We start from the raw sequence: 23,013 nt of genomic DNA on the forward strand, positions 1-23,013 counted from the left end.
TAATAAAGTCATAATGGTTTTGATTTTAATTTTAAAATGACTGTGTAAAAACGAATAAAATCGTTTTTACACAGTCATTTTTATTAAAGCAAATTATTAGTTGATATATTTTATAAACCTATCTGCTAGTGAGGACATATACCTATCTTTTATCCATATTGCAGCTAGTGATGTTTCTAATTTTTCGTTTTTTATTTCTTTATAAATAAGATTCTCATTACATGAAAGTTCAAAGGCGGATTTTGGTACTATTCCAATCCCAAAGCCTGCATTTGCTAGCATAAGTGTTGTTCGTGCATCATCATTTTTACAGAATACATCTGGTTTAAAACCACTTTCCGTGCAGGTATCCATTATTAATTGTTCAAATCTTCGATAAAAAATTAAGGGTTTTCCATTTAGGTCGTTCAATGATATGAAGTTTCCCTCTAAACCCAAAGAATATTTTTTTGTCATTGCCGCTATCATGGGTTCTTTTTCCATGCATTTATAATTGCAGTTTAAAGCCTTAAATGGTGTTCTGACAATTCCAACTTCTATAATCCCTCTATTTAATAGTTCTAGGATCTTAAATGTGTTGCCTTCCTGCACAGAGAATTTTACACCAGAATATTCTTCATGAAATTTTGACATAGTATTTTTTATAAGTAATGCACCAGAGGATGAAATCATTCCTATGGATAAAGTCCCATTTAACCCCTTTTTAAAATCATCTATTTCATTTATTGTAGAATCCGAAAGTTCTAAAATTTGCTCTGCTCTAGTTCTTAAAATTTCACCAGCATCTGTTAAGTGGATATGTCTTGGTCCTCTTTCTACAAGCTTTACTCCAAGTTCTCTCTCTAAAAGTTTAAGTTGTTGACTTAAAGGGGGTTGAGCAATGTGAAGCCTTCTAGCTGCTGCTGTTATTTGACCTTCCTCTGCTATTGTAAGGAAATATCTAAGCTGTTTAATGTCCATTTTCTCCTCCTCCTCTTATGCATAGACAGGCACTTCAGATATAATGTAAATTACAAAACCAAACATTAATTCATGTTCGTTATATATGAATATCGTATACCACATATATAAAATATATATTATTAATATGGGAATCCATATACTATAATCATATTATTATGGGACATAACATGCAATGATTTTATTATGGTAATTCAAGATATATGGTTATTTAATGGTATAATTGAAGAAAACCCTGCTTATGGAAGAAGGGACAATCCATAAAAAAGTGGTTTTAGCAGCTAGTGATATCATAATTAGACGAAAAGGAGCAAAATATTCATGGGTAAATCCACAAAATCAGACAAAGTATTCTTTGAACCAATAATAGATAAAGCAGTTTCTCCAAGAGATATGGAAGGCAAAATAGAGGAAATAGAGGAACTTATAATGATCTATAGTTGCGCTATAAAAGAAGTTAGCACTAAACTTGAGATCTTAGACTATGAATTTAAAATAAAGGGAAAAAGAAATCCAATAGAATATATGAAATCTAGGGTTAAATCACCTAAGAGTATAATGGACAAACTTACTCGTAAAAAATTAAAACCAAGTATTAAAGTGGCAAGGAAAAATTTTAATGATATAGCGGGAATAAGAGTTGTTTGTTCCTTCGTTAGCGATATATATAAGGTCGCAGATATGCTTAAAAGGCAGGAGGATATTAATTTAATTGAAGAGAAAGATTATATTAAAAATCCAAAGACTAATGGGTATAGAAGCCTTCATATGGTTTTGGAAATTCCTATATTTTTTTCTGATCATGTAGAACCCATAAGAGTAGAAGTACAAATAAGAACAATCGCTATGGATTTTTGGGCAAGTTTAGAACATAAGTTATATTATAAAAAAGGTGAAGGTATTGCAATACATATAAAAAATGATTTAAAAGATTGTGCAGATATTATAGCGGCAACAGATATAAAAATGCAAAATATAGAAATTGAAGTAGATAAGATAAGATAAGATATAGTAATTTATGGTCAATAATAGTATAATTTACTTAAGAATTTTTATGGAATTGTAGATGAATAGGGGAGGAACTTATGAAAACAGATTTTTTTGTAGCCATAGCTCACAGTATAGAACTAGATTCATTTTTAGCGGTTACGGAACTAATTGAAGATTGTGAGCTTCAGCTTGATAAACATCACCCTACGGCAGGAATTCTTTATGCCAGCATAGATGTTGATCATCAGCTGGTACTTGATAAAATTTATGAAAAATGGCCTGAGTTACAGCTTATTGGATGTACAACAGATGGAGAATTTTCTTCAGAATGCGAGTATGTAGAGGATTCATTGGTTTTGACATTATTTATATCTGAAGAGATAAAAATTGTTTCTGGTTTTATCAATAATACAGCAATAGATATGAGGAAAGAGTGTAGTCAAGTATTATCAGAGTCTATTATAAGATTAGGACAGAATCCTAATCTATGTATATTGTTTTCCGATGTAATTAAAACAAGTGGTGAGACAGTTATGGAACAGCTAACTACAGTTACAGATGGTAAACTTCCAATTGTGGGTGGAATATCAGCAGATAGTTGGAGATTCACTGATTCTAAACAATTTTACAATAAAGTCTCATCACAAAGTATATCTCCATTTTTACTTTTAGCTGGATCATTTGATTTTTCTTTCGGGATGGACAGTGGTTGGAATCCACTGGGAGATATGGGAACCATTACAAAATCGCAGGGTAATGTGATCTATGAAATCGACCATAAGCCTGCACTTGAATTCTATAGTAATATTCTTGGCGAAAATGTTAAGGCTACTCTTGAATTACCAATTGCAGTATATGATGATAATGGTGATTTTTGTTTTATGCGCACTAGCTTCGAAAATTATGATAATAATATTGGATCAATGACATATCTAGGTAATGTTCCAGTTGGTTATAAAGTCCGTATTACCATGGTAAACCGTGAGTCAATTTTGGAAGGTGCTAAAAGTTCAATCAACCATGCGATTAGAACATTCCCATCAAATAAATTACCCGTTATAGCATTATGTTTCTCTTGCTCAGCTCGAAGGGTTCTGCTTGGAACACGCACTAAGGAAGAGGGCCAGAGTCTTCAGGAAAAGATAGGGGAAAGTGTAAAATTTGTTGGATTTTATTCCTATGGTGAGTTTTGTCCAAATTTAAATGAATTAACAAATAAGTTCTATAACGAAACATTTGTAACTGTATTGCTAGGTTAAAGTGAATAGACTGGAGATTAAGAATGGAGAATTATAATATAGATGCTATGATGAGGCAAATAGCGATTTTGAAAAAAAAGTTGCAACGCTCGGAACACAGCCGAAGACTTATAGAGCAGGCAATGGATCATTATGATTTAGTTTATCGTTTTAGTATAGACAAGCTAGATGCACAAAAGAACTTGCTTGATGTCAAGAATAAAGAACTGGACTTCAAAAGATTAGAACTACTTGCCAAGAACGAGGAGCTTCAAGAAGTGTCAACCACTGATGGAGTTACAAGGATATATAACCGAAGAAAAATTAACGAGATATTTAATGAAAAATACCTTCAGGCACAACGTTATGGGATAAATTTTTCAGTTATTATAATTGATGTTGACTGGTTTAAGTTGGTAAATGATACATATGGACATCAAGCTGGTGACAAAGTTTTATTTGAACTTGCTCAACTTATGAAGGGCAGCCTTCGTATTACTGAGTACATTGGAAGATGGGGAGGAGAAGAATTTTTTATTGTTTTACCAAATACAAGTGCAAATGATGGATATGTATTGGCTGAGAGGATACGATTAAAAGTATCTAACTATAACTTCGGAACATCTAAGCATCTAACTTGTAGTTTTGGGATTACTGAGTACAGGAAAGATGACAGCATAGAAAAGATTATTAAAAGAGCTGATATGGCACTTTATCAGGCTAAGGAACGCCGCAATTGTGCTTGCATTTTTAAATAAGATACAGTTGCCTGAATTTCAATTATGGTATATGGGAAATAGTAATGTTACTGAGTCTCTGAAAGTCTTGAAATACCAAAAGGTAATTCGGGACTTTTTAATTATCAGCTAAATAAAAACAATGCAATTGTGGGCGATATTAATATAAACTTTATACGAAAAGAGGGATAATAAATGCTAGAAAATATAATTGATTTTATGAGGAAAAGATATATAGGTGTCGATTTGTTAAATGGAAAAGTAAGAGCTTTTGAAAAAAAAGAGAATACTTTCATAGATAAATCTATAGGAGAAATACTTCCCAATATATTTAATCCGATAAATAATGAAAACTATTGGTATGATATTAATGCCATGGAGCAATTATTGAATTACGTCTTAAGCAATGCTAAAAAATCATTATTTAGGCCCAGTTTGGTTATTGCTATTCCTTTTGAGATTTCTGACATAAAGAATAAAGCATCAATTGTTGAGGAAGCTTCAAAATTTAAGTGGAGCAATATATATATTCTTAGTAATTTTATGTGTGCGGCTATTGGTTCAGGGGTTCGGATAGAAGAATGTAGAAGGAAAATATTTATTTATTCCTTAAATGACTTAACTTATTTTGGTCTTGTTTTTGCTGGAAATATTTTCAATGCTAAAATTTTAAAAAGGGGATATAATGAGTTAACACAAGAGGATATAATAAATAATATTGGGAATCTAACAGATAATGCATCAAAAGAATTACCAGAACAATTTACAAATATAAAGATATCAAAAAAAGATTTGGAAGAAGTCGCTATAGGGTGGAAATTAGAAATAGAAAGAACAATATATTTGTCTATTCCAACAAATTTAAAGAATGTATTTGGTCTTAATATAGGCAAAAATCAATTAGTATATTTGGAATATGAAAATTGTATTATAGAAGGATTAAAGAACGCTATTTCGAAACTTAACACAATGAAAATTACGAAAGGATAAGCTTCGAATATCTATTTTTATTTTAAGCAAAAACATTATTATAAATAGGAAAAGTATATATTATAATTAAATCACACATATTAGAACTAATTAAGAAAACTTAAACAATAAAGGGGAGATTAATTATGCAAAAAACAAAAATGATTTTCACAATAGGGCCTGCAAGTGACAGTAAAGATATATTGACAAAACTCATGGAAATTGGAATGAATGTTACTAGACTTAATTTTTCACATGGTACACATGAGGATCACAAAATAAAAATTGACCTTATAAAAAGTCTTAGGGAAGAACTTAATAAATCTGTTGCTATAATGCTTGATATAAAAGGACCTAAGATTAGGACCCACGATTTTATGGGAGATACTGTAGCAATTGACAAAGGTCAAAAATTCGTCTTTAGTTGTGGTAAAGAGATACTTGGTAATAAAGAGAGATGTTCTGTTTCTTATACAGAGCTTTATCAAGAACTTAAGGTCAATGGTACACTTCTTGTGGATGATGGTCTTATTGAATTTAAAATTGATTCAATTGAAGGCACTGAAATAAATTGTACTGCATTAAATTCTGGTTTTATAGGAAACCATAAGGGAATAAATGTTCCTAATATATCTATTGGTCTACCAGCAGTAACTGACAAAGATAAATTGGATTTAATATTTGGATGTGATCAAGGCGTTGATATCGTAGCTGCTTCTTTTATAAGAAAGGCTAGTGATGTAATAGATGTTAGAAATATACTTAATGCAAATGGTGGCGAACATATCCAAATAATATCCAAAATTGAAACACAAGAAGGCGTTGACAACATAGATGATATAATAGAGGCTTCTGATGGTATTATGGTTGCTAGAGGAGATATGGGGGTTGAATTACCGATTCAAAAGGTTCCTATAGTTCAAAAAATGATAATCCATAAATGTAATAAGGCAGGCAAACCTGTTATAACTGCAACCCAAATGTTAGATTCTATGATTAGAAATCCAAGACCTACTAGAGCAGAAGCTTCAGACATAGCTAATGCTATTTTTGATGGTACTGATGCAATAATGCTTAGTGGTGAAAGTGCTAATGGAAAATATCCATTGGAGGCCGCTTTAACAATGGCGAATATTGCTATTGAGGCAGAGTCAAATATTGATTTTAAAGCTGCTTTAAATAAAAGAAATTATGAAGCTCTTGAAAATATATCAGAGGGTATAAGTCTTGCTACATGTAACACAGCAGATAAATTAAATGTATCTGCAATAATAACTGCAACCCAAAGTGGGTATACTGCTAGGATGGTATCCAAATATAGACCAAGGTGTCCAATTATTGCTGTAACACCTAGTAAGCAAGTTGCAAGAGGGTTATCTATTAATTTTGGATTGCAGACTATACTTTCAATTAAGTTAACTTCCACAGATGAATTAATGGCAGACGCAGTGGAAAAATCATTAGCTGCGGGATATATAAAAAAAGGTGATATTGTCATAATTGCAGCTGGGATACCAGTTGGTGAATCCGGTACTACGAATATGATGAAAATACAACAAGTTTAAAACTTAAACTAAATTAATAATTACATTATATTTACAAAGGTATTTAAGGCCTAGCGTAATTGCTAGACCTTTTTATTGTAATTTATAGAAAACTTATATACTCATAGCTTCCTATGACAGTCATAGAGTAAATACAATTTGTGTTGAATTGGAAATCTCTTTGAATTATAATGTAAAGGAAATGGTTGGAGTTTAATGATAGGATAGGCAATACATAAGTAATGTATGGAGAGGTGGATAATGAACAAATTAATGTTATTAGTTGTTGCTTTATTTTTTTTCTTATATGGAGGCATAAATTATTATATAGGATTAAGGGGATGGCAAAACTTAGGAAGTCATATTTCGTTTTTAAATAATAAAGTATATTGGATAGTAATTGCACTAATAGCATCGGCGTATATCATAAGTATGATATTGTCTTCTTATATACCTTCAGTAGTTTTAAATACATTGAACATTGTGGGATCATATTGGATGGGAATAATGTTTTATCTTATTTTAGTATTGCCTACTATTGATCTAATAAAATTTTTAAATAGCAAAATTTCATTTATTCCTAGGAACATAAATGAAGCTACTAATTTTTCATTAGTGGTATCGTTAGTGGTAGTTGTGTTTTTAACCAGTCTAATGGCATATGGTACTTGGAGCGCTCGAAGTCCAAAAGTAACCAAGTATGATTTGAATGTAAATAAAACATCCAGCGATTTAAAGACACTTAAGATTATTATGGTTTCGGATATTCATCTTGGGCTTGTAGTAGATAATAAAAGGCTTACTGTGATGGTTAATAAAATAAATGAATTGAATCCAGACATTGTTCTAATACCTGGAGATATAATTGATAGTAGTCTTGAGCCTTTTGTAAAACAAAATATGAGTGATAACTTTAAAAGACTTAAAAGTAAGTATGGAGTTTATGCTTGTCTTGGAAACCATGATGAAATGGGAAGCAGTGTAGAGGAGATTGTTAAAACTTTTAACGATTCGGGTATAAAGGTACTGAGAGATAAAGCAATCCTAATAAATAATAGTTTCTATGTTATAGGTCGCGACGATATATCACAGGAATCGCAGACGAAAATTAAAAGAAAAAATCTATCAGACATAATAGAAGATTTAGATAAGTCGAAGCCACTTATATTAATGGATCATCAGCCAAGAGATTTTGCTGATACGCAAAAAAATGGGATTGATTTACAAGTATCTGGACATACGCATCGAGGACAGTTATTTCCTGCAAATCTTATAACAAATCTTATATTTGAAATAGACTATGGTTATCTGCAAAAGAACAATTCGAACTTTATTGTATCTTCGGGTTATGGAACATGGGGACCCCCAATTAGGATAGGAAGCCGGTCTGAAATAGTTGAAATTAATATTGATTTTAAAAAATAGAGATATATGTTATATTGAACTTTTATAAACATGATATTAATATATACTATATAAACACTGACATAATTGTTGGTGTTATTTTTTGTCCTTTTTAAAATGGTTAAATAGTTTTATATAAAAAAAATTAATTTAGTTAATTATGTATTTTTTATACTAAAATGCAGATACTGTTAATGTAGTTAAGTTCTTAATACATATTTTTAAAATTAGGGAGGTGTAATTAAATGCAAACTAAAAATGCTAAACAACATGTTCAAGATGTAACAACTCATCTTCAAGATGCTAAAAATTGTTTAAATAATGCACTAAATTCAGTAGAAAAACCTGAAAATAAACAACAAATTCAAAATACTCTTAATTCTGTAGATACTGCTTTACAAAATGCAAATACTACAATTTCAAATTATCAGGAATAATTTTTGGTAATGGAGGAGCTTGCCTTATGCTCCTCCATTTAATTTTCACATTACAATCAAATAATTTACAGTTTTATATTTAAAAATGTTATCATTTTTTTGTCTATTATATCTATTTTCAAGGGATTCCACTCTGACCTTGTTATCGTTCATGATTAATATTATATAATAAAAATTATTATGTGAGGCATACTTACTTTTATAAATTATGTTACAGTTACTTGTTAGATAATATGCGTCTTGCAATACTAATTAAATCCTAGGTTTTGTAGGGCCACAGTTAAGTGGATTAACTTTAATTTATTATTCTAGCTACATCTAGTTATTAAGTTTATTTTGAAGTTTAAATTTAATAAGGTCAGGGAGGAAAGCACATGAAAATAATTAACTTTAGGATATTTAATGGTAGAAATATATATTCTCATAAGAAATGTATTAAACTTAACTTAGATTTAGAAGGATACAGTGAAATTCCTAGCAAAGATATCTATAACTTTAATGAAAAATTAATTTGTATGTTACCAAAACTTAATGGACATAGGTCTGAAATAGATGAGGATAGAGAATTTATAAGGAGACTCACAGAAGGGACTTATTTAGCTTATATTACTGAACATATAATAATAGCACTCCAAAATATGATAGGTGTAGATATAAGTTACGGAAGATATCGTGAAATATCTGTTGATCACTACTACATTATATATCAATACGAATATAAAAGTATAGGAATTGAGGTTGCTAACATAGCAGTGGCTTTTGTTAATTCATTAATTAAGAATGAATTATTTGACTTAGATATAAGAGTAGACAAATTAAAGGAAATATTAATTCATGAACAACTAGTAGTAAGTACATTTAACATATGCAATGAGGCAAAAAAAAGGGGGATTCCTATAATTAAAATAGGGGAAGAAAGTATATTCCAATTAGGTTATGGGAGATACTCAAAGTTTATACAAGCAACTATGGGCAGTGAGGCAAGCGCAATATCAGTAGGAATCACACAGGATAAATTGCTAACCAAACAAGTATTAAGTATGAATAGTTTACCTGTAGCAAATGGTATGAGGGTAACAAGCGTAAGTGATTGCATTTCATTTGCAATCGATATTGGGTACCCAGTAGTACTTAAACCACAGTTTGGGAATAAAGGCAAGGGAGTTATCGGTAATATAAAACATGAGAAACAATTATCAGATGCGTATGGTCTTTTAGCAAAAAAATATGAAGATATAATAATAGAGGAGTTCATAATTGGAAAGGACTATAGAGTATGTAGTGTGTATGGAGATATTGTAGCCGTATCAGAAACAATACATCCGTATATTATAGGTGATGGCATAACATCTATAGAAGAACTTATAAAAAAGACTAATGAGGGTTCAAGGCGTGGTGACGATCATGAAAAAGATTTAACTATGATAAAAATAGATGAAGGACTAGTAGAATATTTAAAACAAAAGAACTTTTCATTAGAGTTTATTCTTCCTGAAAAAGAAAAATTATATTTAAATTTATCTACGGGTGGTCTTTCAATAGATTGTACGGATTTAATATGTGATGAAAACATAGAAATATGTAAAAGAGCAGCAAGTGCTATAGGTATGGATATTTGCGAAATACATGTGCGGTGCATCGACATTAGCAAATCACTTAATGAAGGCGGGGTAATTATTGAGTTAAATGCTGCGCCTGGAATTAGAGTGTATCATAATCTGTGCATTGGCACACGTAATGTAGCAGGTCATATTGTTGATAAATTATTTAAGGATATACCCAAAAGCATTCCATTAGTAGCAGTAACGGGCACTAATGGGAAAACAACTACCACAAGACTTATTGCACATATACTCTCAATTTCAGGGTATACGGTGGGAATGACAACATCTAGCGGAATATATATTGATGGAAAATGTGTATTTAAGGGTGATACCACAGGGCCTAAAAGTGCATTAACGGTTCTTATGAATAGAAGTATAGATGCAGCAGTCCTTGAAACTGCAAGGGGTGGAATAATAAGAGGGGGTTTGGCATATGACCTTGCAGATGTTGCTGTTATTACTAATATAACAGAGGATCACCTTGGAATAGATGGGGTAGATACTATAGGAGATTTAGCTAAAGTTAAGGCTCTGGTCGGCGAAGCAGTTAAAATAGATGGATATGTTGTCATTAACGGGGATGACAATATGAGCATAAGCATATTGCCAAGGCTAAAGAGTAGACTCATAGTATTCTCTAGTTATAAAAACAATGAGGTTATGAAAGCTAACATTAAGAAAGGTGGTTATGGAATTTACGTAGATGAGGGTAATTTAATAATACAAACTAGTACTAATTCAGAGAAGCTAATAAATGTAAAAAACATAGGCATAACATTAAAAGGTATTTTAGAATATAATATTCAAAATGCTATGGCTGCATGTGCAGCCGCAGTAGGTCTCGGCATAGATTATGATGTTATTAGACAGGGATTAAAGACATTCTACTGTAATAAAGAACAAAATCCAGGAAGGTTTAATATATATTTATTCAATAATGTAACAGTAATATTAGACTATGGGCACAATATAGAAGGTTATAAGTGTGTACTAGATGCAGTTAAGGGTATAAAACACAATAAACTTATAGGAGTTATTGGGGTTCCAGGAGATAGATCAGACAGTCATATATTAAATATGGGCGAATGTGCAGGAGAAAATTTTGATTATATCTTAATAAAAGAAAATAAAGATGGCAGAGGTAGGTTAAAGGGTCAAGTAGCAGATCTTTTAGAAAAAGGAGTTCTGAAATCTAATTTTAATATTATTAATATTAAAAAGGTTTTAGAGGAAAAGGAAGCTTTTAAAATGGCCCTAGATATTGCAAAGCCTGGAGATATGGTTATTGTCTTTTTTGAAAAAGATGAGCCTCTTTTAGAAGTAATGAGAAGTAAATTCATTACTAAATGTGAAACTAAGTTGTAATTGTGAAATCAGTTAAGACCTATTGATTGTTAAAAAAGAGTAGTGGATAATCCACTACTCTAATACATAATAATAATGTAAATAATATATTTAGTAAAGTTAATTTAATATTTGGTGATTACATTTATCTATAATTTGCCTATATACTTGATTAGATGTTATCTGTCTTGTTTTCTATGGATGGTAATATAGTTATCTGTTGTCATTTAATTTCCTGCATTTTTCTTTTTATTTAAATATCATAATTTCCTAACTTTCTTTCATAATCTTCAACCATACGTTTAACCATCTCGCCACCAACTGATCCATTTTGTCTTGAAGTTAAATTACCCTTATCTAATTGATCATAATTATCAATTCCTAACTCACTAGCAATTTCAATTTTAAACTTATTTAATCCTTGCTTTGCTTCCGGCACAAGAGTTCTATTTCTATTTGTCATTTTTCATTCCTCCTTATTAACTTCTAAAGTTATTATGTTCAATTTGATTTTAACTATGATAGGGAAGTGAAGGTTAAGAATGAAAAAATAAGTAGGGATAAATAATTTGCAGAGGGTAAAAATATCAAAGTATTATAACTCGCTCTAAGCTCTAATTAATTTGAAAGGAGAAATAATATGAGTAATAAATTAACAGTTAATAAAAATAAAATGGCTGCATTAGGAATTAAGAAAAATGACCAAAATGATTATGAATATATTGATTCTGAAGAAAAAAATAAATCTAAATACAATTCAGTTACGAAAAAGAATAAATAAATTTTATTACCGTAGTTATAGTCATAAAAGCCTATTTTAAAATATAGGCTTTTATATGATATACCATAATTAGAAGATATTATGCCATCAATAATTGTTAAAGTTACATTTGGTCAGAAGAATCACAGTTTATATTTTACATTTTAATTAATATATCCCTCATACAAATACTTCCACTTTCCATATTCATGGCAACTTATTTTTTAATAGTATAGATTTCATATAATCATTCTCATAATTTTTTATTTAAAATATTTTATAATCATATAAATAGACATACATATAAATACTAATAATTGGATATAATATTGTTTAAGAGTTACTACTTTTCTACATAATAAAAGTGTACCACCCATCTAATAGGTAATGGTGCAGGAAAAAATGATATAAAACTATTAATGTTATAGTTTTTTAAATCAAAATTATATTGGGTGGTGATTGTTATTAATAAACAAGAAGGTTTAATTATAATAGGTGGAGCAGAAGATAAGAAGGGTGATAAAAAGATACTTAAAGAAGTATGTGAACATATCGAAAAGGAAAGTCAACTATTAGTTATTGTAACGGTAGCAACAGAACTACCTGTACAAGTGGGTAATGAGTATAGTGATATTTTTCATGATTTAGGTATTATAAATATCAAAGTACTTGATGTAAGAAATAGGGAAGATGCTTTGAAACCTGAGAATGTACAATTAATTGAAAAAGCTTCATTGGTATTCTTTACTGGAGGGGATCAACTTAGAATAACAAGCATCCTTGGAGGCACTCAGCTATATAGCACTATGAAGCGTAAGCATTTAGAAGAATGTGTGTTTGTAGGTACTTCAGCTGGAGCAGCAGTAATGAGTGATATTATGATAGTAACTGGACCTGATGATGAATCAGCAAAAAAATGTACACTTAAAATGGCTCCAGGACTTGGGTTAATTACTGGAGTTTTAATAGATATGCACTTTGCACAAAGAGGAAGAGTGGGAAGGCTATTAGTTGGAATAGCTGAAAATCCGGAGATATTAGGAATTGGGATAGATGAAGATACTTCAATTATAGTAAATAGAGATAATGTTTTAAGAGTAGTAGGTTCTGGGGCAGTTTATATTATTGATGGAAGTAATATAAGCAATACAAATGTATCAGAACAGTATAAAGAAAATATATTGTCAATGTTTGATATTAAAATGCATGTATTAAAGGATGGGAATAAGTATAATCTAACAGAGAGAAAACCATTAGTTTAAATAGATTTCCTTTATGTTCTTTATTAATAACCTCTGCATGAAACATATAAATATTATATAAAAACGGGAAAGCTAATATCCCATCAGGGAGGAAAATTACATGAAAATGCTTAATTCTAGGGTGTTTAAGGGAAGAAATATATATTCTCATAAGAAGTGTATAAGACTTAACTTAGATTTAGAAGGATACAGTGAAATTCCTAGTAAAGAGATTTATGGCTTTAATGAAAAGTTAGTCTGTATGTTACCTGAGCTTAATAAGCATAGATGTGGAATAGATGAAGATAGAGGTTTTATTAAGAGACTTACAGAGGGAACTTATCTGGCACACATTACTGAACATATAATAATAGCACTTCATAATATGATTGGTGTTGATATACGTTATGGAAAATCTAGAGAAATATCTGGAGATAATTATTATATTATTTTTCAATACGAGTATGAGAGAACGGGTATAGAGGCTGCTAATATAGCAGTAGACTTTGTCAATTCATTAATTAATAAAGAGGATTTTGAATTAGAACTAAAATTAAATAGATTAAAGGATATATTAATGGGTGAGAAACTAGGAGTAAGTACATTTAATATTTGTAATGAGGCAAGAAAGAGAGGAATTCCCATATTGAAGATTGGTGAAGGAAGTATGTTCCAATTAGGTTATGGAAAGTACTCTAAAATTATACAAGCAACTATGGGAAGTAATACAAGTGCAATATCTGTAGGTATTGCACAAGATAAAATGCTAACTAAGCACTTATTAAATATGCACTTTTTACCTGTAGCCGATGGCATGAAGGTAAATAGCATAATGGACGCAATCTCATGTGCAGTTGATATTGGTTACCCTGTGGTACTTAAACCTCAGTTTGGTAATCAAGGTAAGGGGGTTATTGCCAATATAAAACATGAGAGACAGTTGTCGGATGCATATGAACTTCTAAGCAATGATTATGAAAATATAATAATAGAAAAGCATATAAGTGGAAAAGACTATAGAGTATGTTGTGTTTATGGAGATATTGTAGCAGTTTCAGAGAGAATTCCACCATATATTATAGGCGATGGCGTTAGTACTATTGAGAAGCTTATACAAAATATTAATGAGGATTCAAGGCGTGGCGAAGGTCATGAAAAGGAATTAACTAAGATTAAAATAGATAAAGGGCTTATAGAATATCTTAAACAAAAAAAATGTACATTAAATTTTATTCTTTCTGAAAAAGAAAAATTATATTTAAAAGATAATGCAAATTTATCAACGGGTGGTCTTTCAATAGATTGTACAGATATGATATGCGACGAGAATATTGAGATATGTAAACGAACCGCAAGTGCCATAGGACTTGACATTTGCGGAATAGATGTGCGGTGTGTTGACATTAGTAGACCTATAAGTGAAGAGGGGGTAATTTTAGAAGTAAACGCTGCGCCTGGTATTAGAATGCATCACAATCCGTATATGGGTGAAACACGTAATGTAGCAGGGCATATAGTTGATAAATTGTTTAAGGATATACCCACAAACATTCCATTAATAGCTGTAACAGGCACCAATGGAAAGACCACAACGACAAGACTCATTGCACACATATTAACAATTGCAGGATACACAGTTGGAATGACAACGACTAGTGGAATATATATTGATGGAAAATGTGTATTTAAGGGTGATACTACAGGCCCTAAAAGTGCTTTAGCTGTGCTTATGAATAAAAATATAGATGCAGCAGTCCTTGAAACTGCAAGAGGTGGAATAATAAGAGGAGGGCTAGCTTATGATCTTGCAGATGTTGCTGTTATTACAAATATAACTGATGACCACCTTGGAATAGATGGGATAAACACGATAGAAGAATTGGCAAAAGTTAAAGCTTTAGTTGGTGAAGCAGTTAAAAAAGATGGGTATGTTATTATTAATGGAGATGACAAGATGAGTTTAAGTATCTTGCCTAGAATAAAAGGAAAGCTTATAATATTCTCTAGTGATAAGGACAATAAAATTATGGGAGAGAACATTAAAAATGGTGGGTTGGGAATTTATGTAGATGGAACCAGTTTAATAATACAAAATAACATTAATTTTGTGAAGCTAATAGACATAAAAAATATAGGTATAACATTTAAAGGTATCCTAAAATATAACATTCAAAATGCTATGGCTGCTTGTGCGGCTGCAGTAGGTCTAGGAATAGGTTATGATATTATTAGGCAGGGACTAAAAACATTCTACTGTAATGAAGAGCAAAATCCAGGAAGATTTAATACGTATTTAATAGACAATGTAACGGTAATTTTGGATTATGGTCATAATATTGATGGATATAAATGTGTATTAGAAGGGCTTAAGAATATAAAACACAATAAAATTATCGGAATTATCGGAATACCAGGAGATAGGTCAGACACTAACATATTGGATGTTGGGAAATGCGCAGGAAAAAATTTTGATTATATTTATATAAAGGAAGATAAAGACAGAAGAGGTAGGGGTAAAGGTAAAGTAGCAGACCTTTTAGAAGAAGGAGTTTTAAAATCTAATTTTAATATCATCAATATAAAAAAAGTATTAGATGAAAAGGAAGCATTTATAGAGGCTTTAGGTATAGCACAACCTGGGGATATTGTAATTATATTTTTTGAAAAATATGAACCTCTCATAGAAATAATTAAAAGTAAAATTCATAAAACAGAATATGAAACTAAGTTACTAGCCAAAAATTGAAAGCATAAGCCTGTATTTCATGTAAACATGGAAACGGGCTTATTTTATATGCATTTCTAATTATTTAGCGATTTAAGGGTTAATTGTTATAAAGATGAACATAATAAAATATAAGAGTTAATATTAAATTAATGAAATAAATGGAGGTTTTAAATGTGTTTAAGCACGATAAACAACTATTAAGAGATGTAAAAGTAGAAAGACCTAATCCCCAATATGCAACATTAATGCAGGAACAAATAGGTGGGGCAAATGGAGAACTAAAAGCTGCCTTACAATACTTATCTCAGAGTTTTAGAATAGAAGATCAAACTATCAAAGATTTATTTCTTGATATAGGTTCAGAAGAATTAAGTCATATGGAAATGGTTGCACAAACTATAAATCTGTTAAACGGACACGATATAAATTATGAGAGTGTTGGCGTCGGCGAAATTAAAAGCCATGTTCTAGCAGGATTAGCACCAGTTTTAATAAATGCATCGGGTGCTCCATGGACAGCAGACTATGTAACTGTTACAGGAGATTTAGTTGCAGACCTACTTTCTAACATAGCTTCTGAGCAAAGGGCAAAAGTTGTATATGAATACTTATATCGTCAAATTAAAGATAAATATGTGAGAGAAACAATAGATTTCTTATTAAACCGTGAAGAAGCACACAATGCTTTATTTAGAGAAGCTCTTAATAAGGTAAAGGATACAGGATCCAATAAGGACTTTGGTATAACTGAAGATTCTAGATTATACTTTGATTTATCAACACCAGGTAAGTATTTTGATGCACCTAATCCAACTGCACCAAGTTTTGAGAATCCAAGAAAATAAGAATTGATAGGTGGGAGTATATTTTGTTTTTATGTTACTTTAAAGTATTTTAAGAGGATAGATTTTCTACTTACATAAAAGGATTAAAAGACGGGTATACTATTAATACCCCCTATTGATTATAAACATCAAAATTAAAAGGAAACTAACATATTAACTGTTAGCTTCCTTTTTTTATTTTTAGTGCTTAAAATAGCTACCTTGGGTCTAATATTATTAATACATATTTGATAGGAGTTGTTTTAGCTATGACCGAACCTGAAACTATTAAGCAAAACAGAAAACCTAATAAATTAATCAATGAAAAGTCTCCATATCTCCTGCAACGTGCTTATAATCCAGTAAATTGGAAGCTAGACCCACTTCAAACTGTTGAAACACTGGGTTTCAAAAAGATATGAAGTAATAGAAATAAGTAACAGTAAATTTCAAATCGAGTTCATAAATTAAATAGGATCACTATTATGGATTTTAGGTTATTTATATGTATTGGAAGACTTTTATTGTTTTATAGGACAATAAAAAAGTAGCTACATTGATAAAATTATTGGAATAGAAATTGGTGCTGATGAATTTCCAATTCTTCATAATTCTTTATACTTGCTTTATATATATTTATTTTTTTTTACTAGGGCTTTATATTTGTCTTATATAATTTGTTTATAGTTTAAATATGGCTATCAATTTTTTTAAAGGAGGAATACAAATGTCAGATGTAAAATTAGTTGGACCTACACAATTTGAAGAGTACTCGGAAAAGTACAAGGACTATCTAGCGATGACTCGTCGTGATAAAATAATCGAAGTACGATTGCACACTAACGGGGGATCATATGTACATTCCTGGGAGGCTCACACTGCATGGGCTAATGCATGGTCAGATATTGGCCGTGACCTTGAAAATGAGGTGATGATCATCACAGGAACAGGTGATAAGTGGTTAATAGGCAACCCCGATGTTTGGAAAACAAAATTTATGGATTGGCCGAAGCAAAAGAAACTCGAACAGTATCATGAATCGCTGAGATTGCTTGAAAATCTGATATTCTGCATTGACATACCCACAATCGGGGTGATTAATGGCCCTGGAACGCACTGTGAACTCGCAACTCTCTGCGATATTACTATTTGTACAGAAGACGCTGACTTTTTTGATCCGCATTTTCTGGGAGGTACACCTCCTGGTGACGGAATGATGCTTACGCTTCAGAATACGATAGGTTTTAAGAAAGCAGCATACTACGCATATACTGGCAAGAATATCAATGGTCAAACAGCATTGGACCTGGGAATAGTCAGTGAAGTGCTGTCCCGAGATAAGCTTCTTCCTCGTGAATGGGAACTTGCGGGGATGATAATGCAAGCACCTCGCTCTGCGAGACATCTTACACATTCAATTTTATCACGTCCTTGGAAAAAAGCTCTCGTCAGTGATCAAGGTTTCCAGCTTACTCACCAAATGTATGATATGGCCATTGATGAAGAAGGTGCATTCGGAAGACTTACGAAAATGAAAGAACGATTAATGGGCAAATAGGGAAAATTCATTACACATTCGCAATTGACAGTAGCCCTAACCTCGTTGCAGTTTGAAATTAATGTAATTAAAACAAAGAGACTATCTGCCTTTAATAATAACACTAAGTGCAGATGGTCTCTTTATTTGTGCTTTTTAATAGCTGGAAGAAAAGTTATCAAATTTTATTAGGGAGAATAGAAATGTCAGAGACAAATGAAGTCGGACCTACGAAACTTGAAGAGTACACGGAAAATACAAGGAATTTATGCTGATGACCCGTCGTAATGGGATACTAGAAGTACGGTTACATACACAGCGAGGACCGTTTCAATTTGGTTGGGCTGGCCAAACGGCTTATGGCAATGCATGGTCAGATATTGGTCGTGACCCTGAAAATGAGGTAATGATCATTACAGGAAAGCCAAAAGTTTTTTACACTTATCAAAATAAAAAATTGAATTTAAAATCTTTATATTCTACATTGAAAAAGAAACGTGGCAAAGCTAAAATAAAGGCCTCTGTAATCGTTGAAATTGGAGTAGACTCACAGGCTACGCCTATAAAATCTAAAATAGTGTTTGTTAAGAATCAAAATAAAGCTAAAAGCTGGCTAGCAATATTGAAGAATTCTTAAACAATAAGTTATTAGATGTAAGTATAAAGTTACAAATTATAAAAAAATGTGAATTTATTATTACAGATATCAAAAAAGTACCAGCTGATGTTTGGAGGTATAACGAAGAAAGTGTAAATATTGGACAAAGGGATTCTATTAAATACCTTTTACAAGAGTTAGTGAATTATAAGTTTATTGAATACTTTTATGAAACGGGTATAAGCTATGATATAAAGTTCCGTACAGAAGAATAAATTTTAAAATTTAAACAAATAGATCATTTAAAAGTAAGCAGTTAATAACTGGTCACATTGACAGCTATTAACCGCTTAATTATATTCAATAGCATTTTTGGGTATAGTAATAGAAATAAACATATGAAGGGAGCGTGATAATATGTCAATCAAGATGATGCGTGAAAAGCCTAATAGATTGGTTAATGAAAAGAGTCCATACCTATTGCAACATGCAAATAACCCAGTAGATTGGAATCCCTGGTGTGAAGAAGCCTTTGCAAAAGCAAAAGAAGAAGATAAACCAATCTTTCTTTCAATCGGCTACAGTACTTGTCATTGGTGTCATGTTCATAAAAGATATTACCCATTAATTTCGTTGTTCCTTAAATATAAAAAAGCTACAAAATTTTAAGATACAAGTACTATTTTGTACCTTTTTTTAGCTTAAATATATAAGGGTTGAGAAGTAGTTAAAGTTATATAATAATATAAGCATATCCATTAGTATGTTTTAGCAACCCTACAAGGAATAACAGTAATTGATCTTATAAAAAAATTACAGCGAGGTACTATTCAAAATAAAGTAGATAATAAATATCATATATTTATATAAATGAATATTCGTTTCTAAGATATTAGAAATAGCATTTTTGAATTTCTTATTATTTAGAATAATGTAGAAAAATTATATTGTAACTCTGAAATATAATTGATAATGTTAACCTTTACAATGTTAAATTAGTAACGGAATCCTGAGCTATTAAATACAAATCACTTGTTTTTTTGAAAGAAATTAATAAGTATTTCTAAAATTTTAGAAAATCATAATATAGTTTTATATATTTATATGAAAAATCATGTTAAAAATATTTTTATATGATATGATAACGAATTTCGCTGGGTTGTTCATAAAGCAGCAATATTAGGCAAATAAAAAAATTATTTTGGGTATAAATATATTTTTTTTCAAGGTTGTTTAATTAGACATTCCATTTATAAATTAAAATAGTTTGTTTTGGTACAGTTATTGCTATAGGTATAAGTGTAAATTAAATTAAAAGGGGGTTAATCAATGTTAGCTTTACTTGGTTTTATAACTATAGTTGTTCTACTAACACTTATAATGACAAACAAGGCAACACCCGTGGTAGCACTTATAGCTGTGCCAACAGTAGCAGCTCTAGTAGGTGGTTTTGGAAAGAGTACTGGTGATTTTATAATCAAAGGTGTTCTAGCTATTGCACCAACAGCAACTATGTTTATATTTGCTACATTATTCTTTGGTATTTTAACTGATGCAGGAACATTTGATCCAATTATTAAGAAAATATTTAAAATCGTTGGTAGGGATCCAGTGAAAATTGTTTTAGGTACTGCAATTTTAGCTATGATCGTTCACTTAGATGGTAACGGTGCGGTGACTTTCTTGGTAGTTATCCCTGCAATGCTTCCATTGTTCGATGCTGTAGGAATGAGAAGGACTACATTAGCAACAGTAGTAGCGTTATCAGCAGGACTTATGAACATGGAACCGTGGGGAGGAGTTCCTCTAAGAGCTATGGCTTCACTTAAGTTAACTTCTACAGAATTATTTAATCCACTGCTTATACCTATTTTAGTGGGTGCTATATTTATATTATTTTTAGATTATAGGCTTGCTAAAAAAGAAGTAGCAAGAATTGGGAAACAAAATATTTCTATTGGTAATATAGATGAATTACCTGTGGATAAAGAAAAGCAAAAATACTTTAGACCAAAATTATTTTTAGTTAATATTTTAACTATTATAATTTCTATTACGATGCTTATAAAAGGCATGTTTTCACCAACGGCAGTATTTATGATTGCTTTCACTATCACTTTAGTTATTAACTATCCAAACGTAAAAGATCAGAGAGCTAGAATGGATGCTCATGCAAAAGAAGCTCTTTTAATGTCTAGTATATTATTTGCGGCAGGTGCATTTGTTGGAATTATGCAAAATTCGGGAATGATTAAAGAAATGGCAGCAGTTTTAATATCTATAATACCAAATTTTCTTGGGCAACATCTTGCAGTTATTGTAGGTGTTATAGGAATGCCAGCTAGTTTAATATTTGACCCAGATTCATTTTACTTTGGAGTTCTTCCAACAATTGCGGCAGCAGCTAAAGCATTTGGAGTGCCAGCAGTAGAAATTGGTAGAGCTGCATTACTTGGGCAAATGACAACTGGGTTTCCAGTTAGTCCACTTACGGGATCAACATTCTTGTTAATAGGACTCGTAGGCGTTGAACTTGGAGAACATCAAAAGAAAACTATACCTTATGCCTTTGCGGTAACGATTGTAATGTTAATAACGGCAGTGATTATAAAGGTAATCAGATTTTAAATAGAACATAAATAATTGTCTAAATAGTATAAATTGAAATTAATTAAACTTTGGCATAACAATTGCTTCATTTATAGATGTAAAGTGTAATTGATAATAGGGAGGTCTTTAAATTGAAAAAAGTAAGAATTGGATCAGGTGCTGGGTATGCAGGGGATAGAATAGAACCAGCTATAGAACTTATGAAAAAGGGAAATCTTGATTATATTATATTTGAATGTTTAGCTGAACGAACAATAGCAATAGGGCAACAACAAAAATTAAAGGATTCTAGTAAGGGATATAATGAATTTTTAGAATACAGAATGAAACAGGTATTGCCGTTATGTAAAGAAAAAAAAATAAAAGTAATAACAAATATGGGGTCTGCAAATCCTATTTCAGCAGCTAAAGTAGTAAAACGAATCGCAGAGAACTTAGGAATTAAGGGATTAAAAATTGCTGCAGTATTAGGAGATGATATTTTCAGTAACATAGATAAATACATGAATTATAAGATACTTGAAACAGGTAAAAATCTAGAATCAATAAAATCGCAAATAATTTCTGCTAATGCGTATATTGGAACACAAGGTATAATAGAGGCTTTAAATAATGAAGCTGATATTGTAATAACTGGTAGAGTGGCTGACCCTTCACTTACTTTAGCGCCATTAATGTTTGAGTTCGGTTGGGATAAAGAAAATTATAAGTTATTAGGGAAAGGTACTTTAGCTGGGCACTTATTAGAATGTGGAGGTCAAGTAACTGGAGGTTACTTTGCAGATCCAGGTTATAAGGATGTACCGGAATTATGGAACTTAGGATTCCCTATAGCAGAAATATCTGAGAATGGTGAAATAGTTATTACAAAACTTGAAGACGCTGGTGGAATGGTTACTGAGGATACTTGCAAGGAGCAAATGATATATGAAATACATGATCCATCAAGTTATCTTACTCCCGATGTTATAGCAGATTTCTCACAGGTAAATATAACTGAAATTGAGAAAAATAAAGTTTTACTAATAGGTGCCGGTGGGAAAGATAAAACTGGTTTATTTAAGACTAGTGTAGGTTACAAGGATTGTTATATTGGTGAGGGTGAAATGAGTTATGGTGGTTCAGGTGCTTATGAAAGAGCTAAATTAGCTGGAGAGATAATCAAAAAGAGATTAGAGTATGTGAATGCACATATTGAAGAATTGAAAATAGATTTTATTGGAGTAAATTCACTTTACAAAGACTCCCTAAGTGATGCTCTAAACAAAAGTAATAAAAATTTCAATGAAGTAAGACTTAGAGTTGCTGCAAGAACTTTGAATAAAGCAGATGCTACAATAATAGGAAATGAAGTTGAAGCTCTTTATACAAATGGTCCCGCAGGTGGCGGTGGAGCAAGAAAAGGTGTTAAAGAGATAGTATCTGTTGCTTCTATATTTGTACCAAGTGACGACATAAATATAAAAGTAATATATGAGGAGGTATAAA

18 protein-coding genes and 1 pseudogene are annotated in these 23,013 nt (G+C 31.1%); 17 read left to right on the plus strand and 2 right to left on the minus strand.

The window, feature by feature from the left end; translation table 11 throughout:
* Nucleotides 1-96: 96 nt before the first annotated feature.
* A complete protein-coding gene (locus tag LL038_RS00630; protein ID WP_216119565.1) occupies nucleotides 97-960 on the minus strand; it encodes a LysR family transcriptional regulator in 864 nt (287 codons plus the stop codon).
* A gap of 321 nt (nucleotides 961-1,281) precedes the next feature.
* Between LL038_RS00630 and LL038_RS00635 the strand changes: the two genes are divergently transcribed.
* The 8 genes from LL038_RS00635 to cphA (LL038_RS00670) all read left to right on the plus strand — a co-directional run bounded on the left by LL038_RS00635 (nucleotide 1,282) and on the right by cphA (LL038_RS00670) (nucleotide 11,248).
* Nucleotides 1,282-1,965, plus strand: a complete 684-nt coding sequence (locus tag LL038_RS00635) for a GTP pyrophosphokinase (RefSeq protein WP_216119566.1) — start codon at nucleotides 1,282-1,284, stop codon at nucleotides 1,963-1,965.
* 80 nt (nucleotides 1,966-2,045) lie between these two features.
* The gene (locus LL038_RS00640) at nucleotides 2,046-3,209 is read left to right on the plus strand and encodes an FIST signal transduction protein (protein ID WP_216119567.1); all 1,164 of its coding nucleotides are present in this window, start codon (nucleotides 2,046-2,048) and stop codon (nucleotides 3,207-3,209) included.
* 23 nt (nucleotides 3,210-3,232) lie between these two features.
* On the plus strand, nucleotides 3,233-3,946 hold the full coding sequence (locus tag LL038_RS00645) for a GGDEF domain-containing protein (protein WP_216119568.1): 714 nt from the start codon (nucleotides 3,233-3,235) through the stop codon (nucleotides 3,944-3,946).
* Nucleotides 3,947-4,120: 174 nt separating this feature from the next.
* Nucleotides 4,121-4,915: a rod shape-determining protein gene (locus LL038_RS00650; RefSeq protein WP_216119569.1), complete on the plus strand. Its 795-nt coding sequence runs from the start codon at nucleotides 4,121-4,123 to the stop codon at nucleotides 4,913-4,915.
* Between the two features lie 125 nt (nucleotides 4,916-5,040).
* Complete coding sequence (pyk, locus tag LL038_RS00655; protein ID WP_216119570.1) at nucleotides 5,041-6,459, plus strand: pyruvate kinase; 1,419 nt, start codon at nucleotides 5,041-5,043, stop codon at nucleotides 6,457-6,459.
* Nucleotides 6,460-6,699: 240 nt separating this feature from the next.
* Nucleotides 6,700-7,863, plus strand: coding sequence for a metallophosphoesterase (locus tag LL038_RS00660; RefSeq protein WP_216119571.1), 1,164 nt, complete (start codon nucleotides 6,700-6,702; stop codon nucleotides 7,861-7,863).
* Between the two features lie 224 nt (nucleotides 7,864-8,087).
* Nucleotides 8,088-8,279 carry an EscE/YscE/SsaE family type III secretion system needle protein co-chaperone gene (locus tag LL038_RS00665; protein ID WP_071613761.1) on the plus strand — a complete coding sequence of 64 codons (192 nt, stop codon included), beginning with the start codon at nucleotides 8,088-8,090 and terminating at the stop codon, nucleotides 8,277-8,279.
* Between the two features lie 374 nt (nucleotides 8,280-8,653).
* Entirely contained in the window at nucleotides 8,654-11,248 is a 2,595-nt protein-coding gene (cphA, locus tag LL038_RS00670; protein ID WP_216119572.1) for a cyanophycin synthetase, read from the plus strand.
* 232 nt (nucleotides 11,249-11,480) lie between these two features.
* On the opposite strand, the gene LL038_RS00675 is transcribed toward cphA (LL038_RS00670), so the two are convergent.
* Entirely contained in the window at nucleotides 11,481-11,690 is a 210-nt protein-coding gene (locus LL038_RS00675; protein ID WP_216119573.1) for an alpha/beta-type small acid-soluble spore protein, read from the minus strand.
* A gap of 177 nt (nucleotides 11,691-11,867) precedes the next feature.
* Here LL038_RS00675 and LL038_RS00680 point away from each other — a divergent pair, with 177 nt between their 5' ends.
* From LL038_RS00680 to LL038_RS00725, 9 genes and pseudogenes are all read left to right on the plus strand, one after another.
* Complete coding sequence (locus LL038_RS00680) at nucleotides 11,868-12,008, plus strand: hypothetical protein (protein ID WP_216119574.1); 141 nt, start codon at nucleotides 11,868-11,870, stop codon at nucleotides 12,006-12,008.
* Nucleotides 12,009-12,445: 437 nt separating this feature from the next.
* The gene (locus LL038_RS00685; protein WP_375292990.1) at nucleotides 12,446-13,249 is read left to right on the plus strand and encodes a cyanophycinase; all 804 of its coding nucleotides are present in this window, start codon (nucleotides 12,446-12,448) and stop codon (nucleotides 13,247-13,249) included.
* Between the two features lie 100 nt (nucleotides 13,250-13,349).
* On the plus strand, nucleotides 13,350-15,974 hold the full coding sequence (cphA, locus tag LL038_RS00690; protein ID WP_216119576.1) for a cyanophycin synthetase: 2,625 nt from the start codon (nucleotides 13,350-13,352) through the stop codon (nucleotides 15,972-15,974).
* Nucleotides 15,975-16,129: 155 nt separating this feature from the next.
* Nucleotides 16,130-16,801 (plus strand): manganese catalase family protein, encoded by a 672-nt coding sequence (locus tag LL038_RS00695; protein ID WP_216119577.1) that lies wholly within the window; start codon nucleotides 16,130-16,132, stop codon nucleotides 16,799-16,801.
* A 706-nt stretch (nucleotides 16,802-17,507) separates the two neighbouring features.
* Nucleotides 17,508-18,338: an enoyl-CoA hydratase/isomerase family protein gene (locus tag LL038_RS00705; RefSeq protein ID WP_216119579.1), complete on the plus strand. Its 831-nt coding sequence runs from the start codon at nucleotides 17,508-17,510 to the stop codon at nucleotides 18,336-18,338.
* A 253-nt stretch (nucleotides 18,339-18,591) separates the two neighbouring features.
* Nucleotides 18,592-18,954, plus strand: a complete 363-nt coding sequence (locus LL038_RS00710; protein WP_253200178.1) for a hypothetical protein — start codon at nucleotides 18,592-18,594, stop codon at nucleotides 18,952-18,954.
* Between the two features lie 390 nt (nucleotides 18,955-19,344).
* A pseudogene (locus LL038_RS00715) lies at nucleotides 19,345-19,530 on the plus strand (DUF255 domain-containing protein); the annotation flags it as partial.
* Nucleotides 19,531-20,244: 714 nt separating this feature from the next.
* Nucleotides 20,245-21,543, plus strand: coding sequence for a CitMHS family transporter (locus LL038_RS00720; RefSeq protein ID WP_216119580.1), 1,299 nt, complete (start codon nucleotides 20,245-20,247; stop codon nucleotides 21,541-21,543).
* 113 nt (nucleotides 21,544-21,656) lie between these two features.
* Nucleotides 21,657-23,012 carry an acyclic terpene utilization AtuA family protein gene (locus LL038_RS00725; RefSeq protein WP_216119581.1) on the plus strand — a complete coding sequence of 452 codons (1,356 nt, stop codon included), beginning with the start codon at nucleotides 21,657-21,659 and terminating at the stop codon, nucleotides 23,010-23,012.
* The last annotated feature ends 1 nt before the right edge of the window (nucleotide 23,013 follow it).

It is taken from the genome of Clostridium estertheticum (genome assembly GCF_026650985.1).
Lineage (GTDB): Bacteria > Bacillota > Clostridia > Clostridiales > Clostridiaceae > Clostridium_AD > Clostridium_AD estertheticum_C.

Excerpts from the sequence above, each read along its gene's own strand:
- LL038_RS00630 (WP_216119565.1), bottom strand. The coding sequence starts at position 960 with ATGGACATTAAACAGCTTAGATATTTCCTTACAATAGCAGAGGAAGGT.
- LL038_RS00635 (WP_216119566.1), top strand. The coding sequence starts at position 1,282 with ATGGGTAAATCCACAAAATCAGACAAAGTATTCTTTGAACCAATAATA.
- LL038_RS00640 (WP_216119567.1), top strand. The coding sequence starts at position 2,046 with ATGAAAACAGATTTTTTTGTAGCCATAGCTCACAGTATAGAACTAGAT.
- LL038_RS00645 (WP_216119568.1), top strand. The coding sequence starts at position 3,233 with ATGGAGAATTATAATATAGATGCTATGATGAGGCAAATAGCGATTTTG.
- LL038_RS00650 (WP_216119569.1), top strand. The coding sequence starts at position 4,121 with ATGCTAGAAAATATAATTGATTTTATGAGGAAAAGATATATAGGTGTC.
- pyk (WP_216119570.1), top strand. The coding sequence starts at position 5,041 with ATGCAAAAAACAAAAATGATTTTCACAATAGGGCCTGCAAGTGACAGT.
- LL038_RS00660 (WP_216119571.1), top strand. The coding sequence starts at position 6,700 with ATGAACAAATTAATGTTATTAGTTGTTGCTTTATTTTTTTTCTTATAT.
- LL038_RS00665 (WP_071613761.1), top strand. The coding sequence starts at position 8,088 with ATGCAAACTAAAAATGCTAAACAACATGTTCAAGATGTAACAACTCAT.
- cphA (WP_216119572.1), top strand. The coding sequence starts at position 8,654 with ATGAAAATAATTAACTTTAGGATATTTAATGGTAGAAATATATATTCT.
- LL038_RS00675 (WP_216119573.1), bottom strand. The coding sequence starts at position 11,690 with ATGACAAATAGAAATAGAACTCTTGTGCCGGAAGCAAAGCAAGGATTA.
- LL038_RS00680 (WP_216119574.1), top strand. The coding sequence starts at position 11,868 with ATGAGTAATAAATTAACAGTTAATAAAAATAAAATGGCTGCATTAGGA.
- cphA (WP_216119576.1), top strand. The coding sequence starts at position 13,350 with ATGAAAATGCTTAATTCTAGGGTGTTTAAGGGAAGAAATATATATTCT.
- LL038_RS00705 (WP_216119579.1), top strand. The coding sequence starts at position 17,508 with ATGTCAGATGTAAAATTAGTTGGACCTACACAATTTGAAGAGTACTCG.
- LL038_RS00710 (WP_253200178.1), top strand. The coding sequence starts at position 18,592 with ATGACCCGTCGTAATGGGATACTAGAAGTACGGTTACATACACAGCGA.
- LL038_RS00720 (WP_216119580.1), top strand. The coding sequence starts at position 20,245 with ATGTTAGCTTTACTTGGTTTTATAACTATAGTTGTTCTACTAACACTT.